Below are 12,158 nucleotides of genomic sequence, written 5' to 3'. Positions count from 1 at the left end.
GGCGTCTTCCTGGGCGCGCTGGGCGGCTTCGGCGGCGCCGCGCTCGGCGTCGCGGCGATCCTGCTCGACCCGGGCGCCCTCGATGGCGCGGCGACGAGCTTCCATCTCACCGGCCGACAGGCCGCCAGCGGCGGCCGAGGCGGCGGACGGCTTGGCCTCGCGCGCTTCCGGCGCGGGCGCCTGCGGACGCGGCTTCACCTCGAAGGCCTGCTGCGCCGGCTTCTCGGGGGCGCCTTCCACACGACGGCGCTTGGTCTCGACCACCACGGTCTTGGACCGGCCGTGGCTGAAGCTCTGGCGCACCGTACCCGTGCTCACCGATCCGGCCGCGCGCGGCTTCAGGGTGAGGGGCGGACGTCCGCCCGAGGCAGGCTTGTTGCCGCCGTCGTTGTTGTCGTTCGCGTCGCTCATTCGCTCGCTTTACTCGATCGCGGAGCCCAGGCTCCGGCCTTCGCTCGTCGTTCCAAAAACAAATCCGGCCGAGGCGTCAACCGCCCCGCCCGTTTCGAGCTTCCTCGCGCCAACTCGGTGGTAGGAGCGGGCGAAACCCGGCCAGTTTGCGGACCTCTTCGGTCCAGCGGTCGGCCCGTCGCCCCGCAAGGAGGACGACGTGTATCACATTATCCAGCCCTAAGGCCAAACCCAATTCTTCTGCGGAAAACGCGCCAAGAACCGGAACCGGCGGGGTCTGGCGTGTGGCCGCCGAGAGAAGCTTGTTGCGCCCGTCCGGGCTGCCGTCCGAAGCTTCGATCAGCCAGGCGACCTTTCCCGACTTGAGGGCCATGTGGGCCTTCTCGAAGCCGTTGACAAGGACCCCCTCGCGACGGGCGAGGCCCAGCTGCTCCAGAACGCGCCTGGCCAGCAGGCGTTCGACCAGGTCGGCGAGATCCGGCTGGGCGGTCAGTTTCGCCTTCGCCGAGCGGGAGAACAGGTTCTTCTTCACCGCGGCGTCGACCGCCTCGCGGCTGGCCTCCACCCACATGCCCCGGCCCGGCAGCTTGCGCGCCAGGTCCGGCACGACCGAGCCGTCCGGCGCGGCCGCAAACCGGATCAGGCGCTCTTCGGGCATCACTTCGCCCGTCGCGAGGTCCTTGCGGGCGCGCGCGTCGTCGCCAGAAGCATGAGGGCCAGAAACGGAAGGGGACGAGGGCTCGGCCCTCATCCCCTCGGTTTCCGCCGGACGGGTGTCGCGGTCGGACAAGCCTGCTTACGCCTCTTCGGTCGCCTCGGGCTCGCCTTCAGCGAAGTCGCCCTCGGCCTCGGCATCTTCCTCCACCGGAACTTCCAGCTCCGAGGCGTCGATCCAGCCGGCCGCGACGCGGGCACGCAGGATCAGGCTCTCGGCCTGCTCGATGGTCAGGTTGAAGCTCTCCAGCACGCCCGGGACCCGGGTGCGCTCGCCGGCGCGGATTTCGTAGCCGCCGCGGATTTCGTCGGTGGCCAGGTCGGCCAGGTCCTCGACCGTCTTCACGCCGCCTTCGCCCAGGGCCACGGCCATGGGCAGGGTGACGCCTTCGACGCCGAGCACGCCGTCCTCGACGCCCAGCTCCTTGCGCTTGGCGTCCAGGGCCGCGGCTTCACGCTCGAGGAATTCGCGGGCGCGGGTCTGCAGCTCCTGGGCGGTGTCTTCGTCGAAGCCCTCGATCGTGGCGATCTCGTTCTCGTCGACGAAGGCGATTTCGTCGAGCGAGGAGAAGCCTTCGGTGGCCAGCAGCTGGGCGATGACCTCGTCCACGTCCAGGGCTTCCTGGAACAGCTGGGTGCGCTCGGTGAACTCGCGCTGGCGGCGCTCGCTGTCCTGGCTCTCGGTGATGATGTCGATCTGCCAGCCGGTCAGCTGCGAGGCCAAGCGGACGTTCTGGCCGCGGCGGCCGATGGCCAGCGACAGCTGTTCGTCCGGCACCACCACTTCGACGCGCTCGTCTTCTTCGTCCAGCACCACCTTGGTGACTTCGGCCGGCGCCAGGCCGTTGACGATGAAGGTCGGCTCGTCCGGCGACCACTGGATGATGTCGATCTTCTCGCCCTGCAGCTCGGCCACGACCGCCTGCACGCGCGAGCCGCGCATGCCGACGCAGGCGCCCACGGGATCGATCGAGCCGTCGTTGGACAGCACCGCCATCTTGGCGCGCGAGCCCGGGTCGCGGGCCACGGCGCGGATCTCGATGACGCCGTCGTACACTTCCGGCACTTCCTGGGCGAACAGCTTGGCCATGAAGCCCGGGTGGGCGCGGCTCAGCATGATCTGCGGGCCCTTGGTCTCGCGACGGACGTCGTAGATGTAGGCGCGGATCCGGTCGCCGATGTTGAACATCTCGCGCGGGATCGACTGGTCGCGGCGCATCACGCCTTCGCCACGGCCCAGGTCGACGATCACGTTGCCGTATTCGACGCGCTTGACGGTGCCGTTGACGATCTCGCCGGCGCGGTCCTTGTACTCTTCGTACTGCTTTTCGCGCTCGGCCTCGCGGACCTTATGGGTCACGACCTGGCGGGCCATCTGGGTCTGCACCCGGCCGAACTCGAACGGCGGCAGGGTCTCGACGTATTCCTTGCCGACGAAGGCTTCCTTGTCGCGCTTCAGGGCGTCCTTGAGGCGAAGGAAGGCGTAGTCGTTCTCGATGTCCAGCTCGTCCTCGACCACGGTGACCACGCGGGTCAGGGCCAGTTCGCCGGTCTTGTGGTCGATCGCGGCGCGGATGTCGTGCTCGGCGCCGTAACGGGCGCGGGCCGCCTTCTGGATCGCTTCCTCGATCGCGCTGATCACGATCTCTTTCTCGATCAGCTTCTCGCGGGCCACCGCGTCGGCGATCTGCAGGAGCTCCAGCCGGTTGGCGCTGATTCCGGTGACGGCCATCAGGCTTCGTCCTCTTCTTCGTCGGTTTGACTGGTCAAACGCGCCGCGCGTTCCGCGGCGCCTTTTTTCATCAGCTCGTCGGTCATGACGAGCTTGGCCTCGGAGATCCAGGCGAACGGCACCATCGCCGTCTCGTCCTCGCCCTCCAGGTCGACGGCGACGTTGTCGCCCTCCACCCCGGCCAGGGTTCCCTTGAAGCGCTTACGGTTCTCGACCAGACGGTCGAGCTCGATGCGCGCCTCGTAGCCTTCCCAGATCTCGAAATCCTTCAGCCGGGTCAGCGGCCGGTCGATGCCCGGCGAGGAGACCTCCAGCATGTATTCGCCGGCGATCGGATCGGCGGCGTCCATCACCTCGGAGACCGCGCGCGACAGGCGCGTGCACTCGTCGATGGTGATGTCGTGGTCGGCGGGACGCTCGGCCATGATCTGCAGGCGGCGACGCTGGGTGCCGCCCATCAGGCGGACCCGGACGATCTCCAGCCCCTGGCTCTCGGCCACGGGGTCCAGCAGCTCCAGGATGGCGCGGTCCTCGGCGGTCTTGGCGCGCAACTCGGCAGTCCTCTGGTCAACAAAAAAGCGGCGGGCCTTCCGGCCGCCGCTCGAAGCGTCGGAAGACGCTGCGATAGCGATGTCAGGTGGATATAGCGCGGGCGCGGTCGGCGCGCCAGCCCCTGACCGGGGTCCTTCTCCCGGCGGGAGAAGGACACGCCCCGCGCACCGGCGCGGAGCGCAGGTCTCTCCCTCTCCCGACCGGGAGAGGGATTTAGGCCGTCACGTCCTTGACCTGGCCCGGACGGGCGCCGGTCGCGGCGGCGGTCTTGGCCTCTTCCTGGAGCATCTGCTGCAGCTTCTGCTCGACCGCCTCGCGCTTTTCGGGGGACAGGTCCTTCAGGCTTTCCTCGGTGTAGCCCAGCCGCTTGAGCAGGGCGTCGCGCATGCGCTCGGCCGGGGTCTTGTGGGCGATCTTGTCGAAGTCCGCGCGTACGCCCGACGTCTCGGTCGAGCTCGCGCCCGACACCGGGGCGGTCTGGTCGAGGGCCGAGCCGCGGAAGGCCGGCGGCACGCCGTTGTTGTGGAGCTTGGAAACGTCCATCGAAGCCTCGCTGCGATTTTGAGGGTGGAGGACGCCTTTTGCGTCGGCGCCCCGCGCCCGCGAGGCCACATCCTGGTTGCCCGGGCAGGGTAACAGCGTCAGAATTTCAGAGAAAGTGCGCGTACGGCACGACAACTGTGCCGTTTTGTCAAAGATCGGGTCGGCGTGGACAAGACCGCGGGGTTGGTTCAGTTCGTCCGGGCGGTTGAGACCGGCTCGTTCAGCGCGGCCGCCCGCCTGATCGGGACCACGCCCTCGGCGGTGTCCAAGAGCATCGACCGGCTGGAGCGGCGGCTGGGAGCCAAGCTGTTCCTGCGCTCCACCCGCACCCTGACCCTGACCGACGACGGCGCGGCCTATTTCGAGCGGGTCGGGCCGTTGCTCCGCGCGCTGGAGGACGCCGAGGACGCCCTGCACGCCGACACGGGCGGGCGCGGGCGGCTGCGGGTCAGCCTGCCCAACGTGCTGGCCCCGGGCCTGCTCGACGCCCTGACCGGCGAGTTCCTGGCCCGTCACCCGCAGATCAAGCTGGAGCTCGGCGTCACCGACCGGCACGTCGACGTCATCCGCGAGGGCTACGACGTGAGCCTCCGCGCCGGACCGGTCGGCGACACCGAGCTGGTGGCCCGGCCGCTGGGCCGGCTGCCCATGGTGCTGGCCGCCTCGCCCGCCTACCTGGCGCGCGCCGGGCGGCCGCGGACGGCGGAGGACCTGCCGGCGGCCGCGCACCTGCGCTACCTGCTGGGCGGCCGCCCGATCGCGATCACTTTCGCCGACGGCGAAGCGTATTCGCCCGAGGGCGTGCTCGACGCGGATTCCGGCCTGGCGCTGCGCCATGCGGCCCTGAACGGCCTGGGGATCGCCTGCCTGCTGAGGATGTGGGTCGAGGGCGACCTCCAGTCCGGGCGCCTGGAGATCGTCCTGCCGGAGCGGCCGCTCAGGGGCGTGCCGCTGCAGGCGCTGCACGCCTTCGGCCGCTTCCAGCCGCTGCGCGTGCGCCTGCTGCTCGACTTCGTGGCCGAGCGGATGCGGCCGCTGACCCTGGAGGCCTGAGATCAGCGCGGGGGGGCGACGTCCTCGCGCAGCCACTCGGCGTAGGTGACCTTGCCCAGCCGCGGATGGTCGGTCTCGGGCCGCAGCGCCGTGTCGTCCAGCTTGGCGCCGAAGTACTTGGCCTCCGGGTCGGGGGTGACGGTCCGCTTGTCGCCGTGAGCGTCCAGATAGGCGCGGGCGAAGGCGTCCATGCGGATGGGCTCGGGCCCGGCGATCTCCATCGTGGCCATGGCGGGCGGGGCCAGGGCGGCGTCGGCCACCGCGGCGGCCACGTCGTCGGCGGCGATCGGCTGCATCATGCCCGTCGACAGGCGGATCTCGCCGCCCTTGGTCGCGTCGTCGATGATGCCGCGCGCGAACTGGAAGAACTGGGTCGAGCGGACGATGGTCCAGGGCACGCCCGAGGCCTTGATCAGGCCTTCCTGGGCCAGCTTGGCGCGGAAGTAGCCGTTGGTGGGCAGCCGCTCCAGTCCGACGATCGACAGGGCCACGTGGTGGCGCACGCCGGCCGTCTTCTCGGCCGCCGTCAGGTTGCCGGTCGAGGTCTTGAAGAACTTCATCACCGCCTCGTCCTCGAACGAGGGCGAGTTGACCAGCTCGACCACCACCTCGGCGCCGGCCAGCGCCTCGGCCAGCCCCTTGCCGGTCAGGGTGTCGACGCCGCTGTCGGGCGAGGCGGCGACCACCTCGTGCCCCTTCTGGCGCAGGATGTTCACGACCTTCGAGCCGATCAGGCCGGTGCCGCCGATGACGACGATCTTCATTTCACGATCTCCAGGGACTTGGCGACCGAACCGCAGGCCGGCCGGAAAGTTCGGACCGCGGCTCAGAACGAAGCCCCTAGATAGACGTGCGAAATCCCGTCGTTAGCCGGGCGTCCGGCACACGATCTGTTCCCTCGCGGAACAGGTCAGACCCGTTCGAACTCCAGGTAGATCGGCTGGGTGTCGCCCAGCAGCTTCTCCTGGTAGCGCGTGGTCACGTGGTCGGCCGGCGCGACCTTCCAGTCGTCGGCCTTTTCGGCCGGCCAGCGGAAGGCGGGCTCCTTCAGGGCGCGCTCCAGCGTCCAGGCGGCGTAGTCCTTCCAGTCGGTGACGAAGCGGAAGCGTCCGCCCGGCTTCAGCACGCGGGCGAGCTCGCTCAGGGTCTCCTGCTGGATCACCCGACGCTTGTGGTGGCGCGCCTTCGGCCAGGGATCGGGGAACAGCACGAACACCCGCGTCAGCGAGGCGTCCGGGAAGGCGGCCAGCACGTCGCGGGCGTCGCCCATGTGCAGGCGCACGTTGTTCAGCTCGCGCTCCTCGACGTGGCGCAGCGCGCTGCCCACGCCGTTCTGGAACGGCTCGCAGCCGACGATCAGCACGTCGGCGTGGCGGGCGGCCTGCTCGGCCATGTGCTCGCCGCCGCCGAAGCCGACCTCGAACCAGACTTCCTTCGCCTCGGGCATGAGCGCGCGCGGATCGATCGGGCCTGAGGCCGGATCGGGCACGGCGATCTGCGGCAACAGGGTCTCCATCAGGGCGGCCTGACGGGGCTTCAGCGTGCGCGACTTGATCCGCCCGAACGAACGCAGCGGACCCCAGGAAGGAGGCGTGGACATGGGCGGGGCTATAGACGCTCGCGCCCGCCGCGGAAACCGTGTCCGGAAACGACAGCGGCGCCGGCTCTTGTGAGCGCGGCGCCGCTTACGTTCCCCGTCAGGCGCTCACACGCCTGAGGTCAGATCATTCGGCCGGGGCCAGGACCTTGGCGCCGAACAGGCTGCGCAGCTCCTCGACCAGGTCGGTCTTCTCCCAGGAGAAGCCGCCCTCCCGGTCCGGCGTACGGCCGAAATGGCCGTAGGCCGCGGTGCGGGCGTAGATCGGCCGGTTCAGCTTGAGGTGCTCGCGGATGCCGCGCGGAGTCAGGCCGCCGATCAGGTCGGGCAGGACCTTCTCCAGCCGGGCCTCGTCGACCTGGCCGGTGCCGTGCAGGTCGACATAGAAGCTGAGCGGCTTCGACACGCCGATGGCGTAGCTGACCTGCAGGGTGCACTTCGACGCCAGGCCGGCGGCCACGACGTTCTTGGCCAGGTAACGGCAGGCGTAGGCGGCCGAACGGTCGACCTTGGTCGGGTCCTTGCCGGAGAACGCGCCGCCGCCGTGCGGGGCCGCGCCGCCGTAGGTGTCGACGATGATCTTGCGGCCGGTGATGCCGGCGTCGCCGTCCGGGCCGCCGATCACGAAGGCGCCGGTCGGGTTGACCATCCACTCGGTCTCCGGAGTGATCAGGCCTTCCGGGAAGACCGACAGCACGTAGGGGCGGATCAGCGCCTCGACGTCACGGGAGGACAGGCCCTCCTTGTGCTGGGTCGAGACCACGATCTTCAGCGCGCGGGTCGGGCGGCCGTTCTCGTAGAGCAGGGTCACCTGGCTCTTGGCGTCGGGCTCCAGCTCCGGACGCTCGCCGGAGTGGCGCACCTCGGACAGGCGCTTGAGGATGTTGTGGGAGTACTGCAGCGTCGCGGGCATCAGCTCCGGGGTCTCGTCGACCGCGTAGCCGAACATGATGCCCTGGTCGCCGGCGCCCTCGTCCTTGCCCTCGGCGGCGTCGACGCCCTGGGCGATGTGCGCGGACTGTTCGTGCAGGTGGCAGGCGTAGTCGGCGTTGGCCCAGTGGAAGCCTTCCTGGGCGTAGCCGATGTCCTTCACGGCGGCCCGGACCTTGTCCTCGAGGCCGTCGATCACCGAGCGAGGTCCGCGGACCTCGCCGGCCAGGACGATGCGGTTGGTGGTCACCAGCGTCTCGCAGGCCACTCGGGCCTCGGGTTCCGCCGCCAGATAAGCGTCAACCACAGTGTCGGAGATCCGGTCAGCCACCTTGTCCGGATGGCCTTCGGAAACGCTTTCGCTGGTGAAGATGTAGGAGGGTCGGATCACGGTTTGTCGCCCCGCTGAGCTGAGGCCCGCGAACATATAAAGATATGTTTATATCCGCAAGTGACCCTGACCGGGTCGCGACGCCTAGTTCTCGACGTCGTCGCCCTCGGCCATGGTCCGAACCAGCTCCAGAACCCGGCGCCGGTAACGGGGCGGCAGTTTCGGGAATAGGGAAGCCAGCTCGATGCCTTCGGGGGTCATCAGAAATCCGTGAACGAACTGCTCAGGTTGGCTTTCGGAGAAGCCTTCCATCGCGGTCTGTTCCGAGAGGCCTTCAAAGAAGTAGGCCACCGGCGCCTGCAGGTAACGTGCGATCTCAAACAGTTTGGATGCACTGATACGGTTGGCGCCGCGCTCGTATTTCTGCACTTGCTGGAAAGTCAGACCCAGTGCGTCGGCCAGCTTTTCCTGGCTGACACCCAAGAACTTACGTCGCATCCGCACCCGCGCACCGACGTGCAGGTCGATGGGATTGGGGCCGCGCTCGAAGTCGCCTTTGTCGTCCATTTACGCTGTCGTCCCCATAAGGGTGAAACTACGCCGCAACGGGGGACCCATTTAATTCAAATGGGCGTTCTGTCACTCAATTTAAGGCCGTTAAAGCGCGACCAGAACGCGAAAATTAGCGCAGACAGCGTTAAAACCCAAAATGCCAGGTCGCCGAAACGCGAATACAAGGTCGGTTCGAGCGCCGCAGGCAGGGGCGCATCAATCACGCCGCTCTCGCCGGAGTCCAGTCGCGCGCCCTCCAGAACCCGCCCGTAGGGGCTGATCACGGCCGACACGCCGGTCGGCGTGGCGCGGATGATCGGCAGGCCCTGCTCGATGGCGCGATAGCTGGCCAGGTTGAGGTGCTGCTTCGGGCCGGAGGTCTTGCCGAACCAGGCGTCGTTGGAGACGTTGACGATCCAGGACGCGCGGCCGCGCTTCTGGGTCGGCAGGCCCGGGAACAGGCTCTCGTAGCAGATCAGCGGCTGGACGGTGGTCCCGTTCAGCCGGATCGGGGCCGGGCGCGGGCCCGGCGAGAAGCCGTCGCCGACATGGACCATTTCCTTCAGGCCGATCTTCTCGGCCAAGGGCTCCAGCGGCAGGAACTCGCCGAACGGCACCAGGCGGTGCTTGTCGTAGACGCCGGTCACCTGCAGGTCGTCGCCGGTGTCGCGCAACGCCACCAGGCTGTTGTACCACTTGGCCCCGCCGTCGGGCGTCGGCTCGCCGCGGTAGCCGCCCAGCAGCAGGGTCTGACCGGGTTGCAGCGCCCGCTTGACGCCCTCGCGCACCTCCGCGCCCGGCGCGAAGAACTCGTCCAGCGAGCCCGGCAGGGCGCCTTCCGGCCACACCACGTAGTCGGGCGTGCGCTTGCCCGGGCGGGCGGTCAGGTTGAGGTAGCGCTGGATGATGTTGCGCTGCTGCTCGGGGCTCCATTTGGCCTCCTGCGGCACGTCGGCCTGGACCACCCGCACGATTTCGTGAGTGTTCCCGGCCCGGCCCGCGCCGGCCAGCCGCACCGAGCCGGCGATCCACAGGCCGGCCAGGATAGCGACGCCGGTCAGGGCCACGCCCGCGCGCCGGCGCATCGGGCCCGGGTGGAACAGGGGCTCGAAGCAGACCACCGCCAGGACGGTCAGGAAGGTCAGGCCGTAGGCGCCGATCCAGGCGGCGACCTGCGACGGCGGCGAGCCGGCGGTCCAGGTCTCGCCGGCCAGGTTCCACGGGAAGCCGGTCAGGACGTGGCCGCGGATCCATTCGAACAGGGCGAACACGCCGGCGAAGGCGATGACCCGGGTCAGGTCCGGACGGGCGATCTTGCGATACAGCGCGCAGGCCGCGCCCCAGAACAGGCCCATGCCGGCCGGCAGCAGGGCGGCGGCGAACGGGGCCATCCAGGCCTGGCGGGCGTCGACCAGGAAGGCCTCCGCCACCCACCAGCAGCCGACGAAGAAGTAGCCGAAGCCGGCCAGCCAGCCGAGGCCGAAGGCCTTCCAGCCGCTCCGCTCGTCGTCGGTGCGGTCGACCAGCCACATCAGAAGCGCATAGCCCGCCAGGCCCGGCCAGAAGCCGAACGGCGGATGCGCGAACCCTGCGGCCAAGCCAGCGCCCAGCGCAGCCAGGATCACCGCGGCCTTCGCCCCCCGTGCGTTCACGCCCCCTCCGTCGCCGGCGCCGGTTCGGCGCGTTCCACCCGCCGCACGCGCAGCCGCTTCACGCGGCGCGGGTCGGCGTCGATCACCTCGAAATCGAACCCGGCCGGGTGCGGGATCACCTCGCCGCGCTGGGGCACGCGCCCCGCCAGCACGGTGACCAGCCCGCCCAGGGTGTCGACCTCTTCTTCCTGGTCCGGCGGGGTCAGCTCGCCGCCCAGCATGGATTCCAGCTCCTCGAGCGGGGCGCGGGCGTCGGCCTCGATCACGCCGCCCGGACGCTGCACCACGGAGGCGGCCGCCTCGACGTCGTGCTCGTCCTCGATCTCGCCGACCACCGCCTCGACCAGGTCCTCCAGGGTCAGCAGGCCGTCGGTGCCGCCGAACTCGTCGATCACCAGCGCCATGTGTGCGCGGGCGGTCTGCATCTTCAGCATCAGGTCCTGGGCGCGCATGGAGGCGGGCACGTACAGCACCTCGCGCTTCAGGCGGTGCAGGACCGGCTCGCTCCAGTTGGGGCCGGCCTTGCCCTCGGCCGGGGCCAGCAGCTTGACCACGTCCTTGATGTGGACGACGCCCACGGGGTCGTCGAGCGTCTCGCGAAAGATCGGCATGCGCGAGTGCTCGGCCTCAACGAAGGCCTTCACGACCTCGGCCAGGGTGGTGGAGATCTCCACCGCCACGATGTCGGCGCGGGGCGTCATGACGTCGGCGACGCGCAGGCTCTGGAAGGCCTCGGCCTGATCGACAAGGTCGACGCCGCCGTCCGGCGTCGGCGCCTCGACGCGCGGTTCGCTACGGGCCAGCCGGGAGAAGATGCCCAGCCAGGGCTTCAGCGGAGAGTTCGGACTACTCGGGCCGTCGGGGTTAGACATCTGTCTCGTTTTGCGCCGCGTAGGGATCCGGAACGCCGAGCTTAGCAAGAACAGCGCGTTCCAGGGCTTCCATCTCCTCGGCCTCGGTGTCGTTTTGATGGTCCCATCCTAGCAGATGCAGGACCCCGTGCACGACCAGATGGCTGAGGTGGTTCGCCAAAGGCTTGCCCTGGGCCTGCGCTTCGGCCGCGCAGACGCCGTAGGCCAGGGAAATGTCGCCCAGGTGCGGGCGGGCGAATTCCGGCGAGGGGAAGGACAGGACGTTGGTCGACTTGTCCTTGCCGCGATGCTCGGCGTTCAGCGCCCGCTGCTCGGCGTCGTCGGTGAACAGCAGGGTCACCTCCGCCTCGCCCTCGTGGCCGCCGGCCTCCAGGGCGGCCTCGGCGGCCACGCGCGCGCGCGCCTCAGCGTCCGGCACGGCGCGCAGCCAGGCCTCGTCCTCGACTTCGGTCTCGACGGTGATCATTCCGGTTTCGCTTTCGCGGTCAGGTCGGCGTCGTAGGCCCGCACGATCCGCTCCACCAGCTTGTGGCGGACCACGTCGGCGGCCTCGAAGCGGGCCACGGCCACGCCCTTCACGTTCTTCAGTATGCCGACCGCGTGCGACAGGCCGCTGTCGCGCGGATTGACCAGGTCGACCTGGCTGGGGTCGCCGGTGACCACCATGCGCGCGCCTTCGCCGAGGCGGGTCAGCACCATCTTCATCTGCAGGCGCGACAGGTTCTGCGCCTCGTCGACGATGACGAAGGAGTGGCTGAGCGTGCGGCCGCGCATGAAGGCGATCGGGGCCACCTCGATCTCGCCCTTGTCGCGCCGGCGGCGGACCGCCTCGGCGCCCAGGATCTCGTCCAGCGCCGCCCAGATCGGGATCAGGTAGGGGTCGACCTTCTCGGTCAGGTCGCCGGGGAGGAAGCCCAGCCGCTCGCCGGCCTCGACCGCCGGGCGGGTGATGACCAGCCGGTCGACCGCGCCCTTGAGCAGCAGGGTCGCGCCGTAGGCGGCGGCCAGGAAGGTCTTGCCGGTGCCGGCCGGACCGATGCCGAAGGTCAGCTCGTGCTGCTCCAGCATCTCCAGATAGCGGGCCTGGGCCGAGGTCTTGGGCACGATCGGGCCGCGGCGGCCGACCGGCAGCACGCCGTGGGCGACGCTCTCGCCGGCCCGGGCCGCGGCGGCGGAGGCGCGCACGTCGGCCTCGGTCACCTCGGCGCCGGCCTCGGCC

General features: G+C 69.6%; 14 protein-coding genes. 1 reads left to right on the top strand and 13 read right to left on the bottom strand.

The window, feature by feature from the left end:
* From G3573_RS15940 to G3573_RS15920, 5 genes are all read right to left on the bottom strand, one after another.
* Positions 1-411: IF-2-associated domain-containing protein (locus tag G3573_RS15940; RefSeq protein ID WP_205598291.1), on the bottom strand; the 411-nt coding region annotated here is incomplete at its 3' end.
* Between the two features lie 76 nt (positions 412-487).
* Positions 488-1,162 carry an RNA-binding protein gene (locus G3573_RS15935; protein WP_163262410.1) on the bottom strand — a complete coding sequence of 225 codons (675 nt, stop codon included), beginning with the start codon at positions 1,160-1,162 and terminating at the stop codon, positions 488-490.
* Between the two features lie 45 nt (positions 1,163-1,207).
* Entirely contained in the window at positions 1,208-2,857 is a 1,650-nt protein-coding gene (nusA, locus tag G3573_RS15930; protein ID WP_163262404.1) for a transcription termination factor NusA, read from the bottom strand.
* Positions 2,857-3,483, bottom strand: a complete 627-nt coding sequence (rimP, locus tag G3573_RS15925) for a ribosome maturation factor RimP (protein WP_346427401.1) — start codon at positions 3,481-3,483, stop codon at positions 2,857-2,859. Before rimP ends, nusA begins: the two co-directional genes overlap by 1 nt.
* A gap of 139 nt (positions 3,484-3,622) precedes the next feature.
* Entirely contained in the window at positions 3,623-3,952 is a 330-nt protein-coding gene (locus tag G3573_RS15920) for a hypothetical protein (RefSeq protein WP_163262400.1), read from the bottom strand.
* 165 nt (positions 3,953-4,117) lie between these two features.
* Between G3573_RS15920 and G3573_RS15915 the strand changes: the two genes are divergently transcribed.
* Positions 4,118-5,005, top strand: a complete 888-nt coding sequence (locus tag G3573_RS15915) for a LysR family transcriptional regulator (RefSeq protein ID WP_163262398.1) — start codon at positions 4,118-4,120, stop codon at positions 5,003-5,005.
* A 2-nt stretch (positions 5,006-5,007) separates the two neighbouring features.
* Here G3573_RS15915 and G3573_RS15910 read toward each other — a convergent pair whose 3' ends face one another.
* The 8 genes from G3573_RS15910 to G3573_RS15875 all read right to left on the bottom strand — a co-directional run.
* Positions 5,008-5,769 carry an SDR family oxidoreductase gene (locus G3573_RS15910; RefSeq protein WP_163262396.1) on the bottom strand — a complete coding sequence of 254 codons (762 nt, stop codon included), beginning with the start codon at positions 5,767-5,769 and terminating at the stop codon, positions 5,008-5,010.
* A 146-nt stretch (positions 5,770-5,915) separates the two neighbouring features.
* A complete protein-coding gene (gene trmB / locus G3573_RS15905) occupies positions 5,916-6,605 on the bottom strand; it encodes a tRNA (guanosine(46)-N7)-methyltransferase TrmB (RefSeq protein WP_163262394.1) in 690 nt (229 codons plus the stop codon).
* Between the two features lie 124 nt (positions 6,606-6,729).
* Positions 6,730-7,923: a methionine adenosyltransferase gene (gene metK / locus G3573_RS15900; protein ID WP_163262392.1), complete on the bottom strand. Its 1,194-nt coding sequence runs from the start codon at positions 7,921-7,923 to the stop codon at positions 6,730-6,732.
* Positions 7,924-8,007: 84 nt separating this feature from the next.
* Positions 8,008-8,430: a helix-turn-helix domain-containing protein gene (locus G3573_RS15895; protein ID WP_163262390.1), complete on the bottom strand. Its 423-nt coding sequence runs from the start codon at positions 8,428-8,430 to the stop codon at positions 8,008-8,010.
* Positions 8,431-8,486: 56 nt separating this feature from the next.
* Positions 8,487-10,067, bottom strand: coding sequence for an apolipoprotein N-acyltransferase (gene lnt / locus G3573_RS15890; protein ID WP_346427400.1), 1,581 nt, complete (start codon positions 10,065-10,067; stop codon positions 8,487-8,489).
* Complete coding sequence (locus G3573_RS15885) at positions 10,064-10,939, bottom strand: hemolysin family protein (protein ID WP_163262388.1); 876 nt, start codon at positions 10,937-10,939, stop codon at positions 10,064-10,066. Before G3573_RS15885 ends, lnt begins: the two co-directional genes overlap by 4 nt.
* Positions 10,932-11,405, bottom strand: a complete 474-nt coding sequence (ybeY, locus tag G3573_RS15880; RefSeq protein ID WP_163262386.1) for an rRNA maturation RNase YbeY — start codon at positions 11,403-11,405, stop codon at positions 10,932-10,934. The genes G3573_RS15885 and ybeY overlap by 8 nt, the downstream gene beginning before the upstream one ends.
* A partial coding sequence (locus G3573_RS15875; protein WP_240454746.1) for a PhoH family protein occupies positions 11,402-12,158 on the bottom strand: 757 nt, incomplete at its 5' end. The genes G3573_RS15875 and ybeY, both read right to left, overlap by 4 nt.

The organism is Caulobacter sp. 17J65-9 (assembly GCF_010975005.1).
GTDB lineage: Bacteria > Pseudomonadota > Alphaproteobacteria > Caulobacterales > Caulobacteraceae > 17J80-11.
Note: the sequence above shows the minus strand (reverse complement) of the source record. Positions and strands in the feature narration are given on the sequence as shown.

What these genes read in the sequence shown, in the direction of transcription:
- G3573_RS15910 (WP_163262396.1), bottom strand. Translation starts at nt 5,769, where the DNA reads ATGAAGATCGTCGTCATCGGCGGCACCGGCCTGATCGGCTCGAAGGTC.
- trmB (WP_163262394.1), bottom strand. Translation starts at nt 6,605, where the DNA reads ATGTCCACGCCTCCTTCCTGGGGTCCGCTGCGTTCGTTCGGGCGGATC.
- G3573_RS15885 (WP_163262388.1), bottom strand. Translation starts at nt 10,939, where the DNA reads ATGTCTAACCCCGACGGCCCGAGTAGTCCGAACTCTCCGCTGAAGCCC.
- nusA (WP_163262404.1), bottom strand. Translation starts at nt 2,857, where the DNA reads ATGGCCGTCACCGGAATCAGCGCCAACCGGCTGGAGCTCCTGCAGATC.
- G3573_RS15935 (WP_163262410.1), bottom strand. Translation starts at nt 1,162, where the DNA reads ATGAGGGCCGAGCCCTCGTCCCCTTCCGTTTCTGGCCCTCATGCTTCT.
- G3573_RS15895 (WP_163262390.1), bottom strand. Translation starts at nt 8,430, where the DNA reads ATGGACGACAAAGGCGACTTCGAGCGCGGCCCCAATCCCATCGACCTG.
- G3573_RS15920 (WP_163262400.1), bottom strand. Translation starts at nt 3,952, where the DNA reads ATGGACGTTTCCAAGCTCCACAACAACGGCGTGCCGCCGGCCTTCCGC.
- ybeY (WP_163262386.1), bottom strand. Translation starts at nt 11,405, where the DNA reads ATGATCACCGTCGAGACCGAAGTCGAGGACGAGGCCTGGCTGCGCGCC.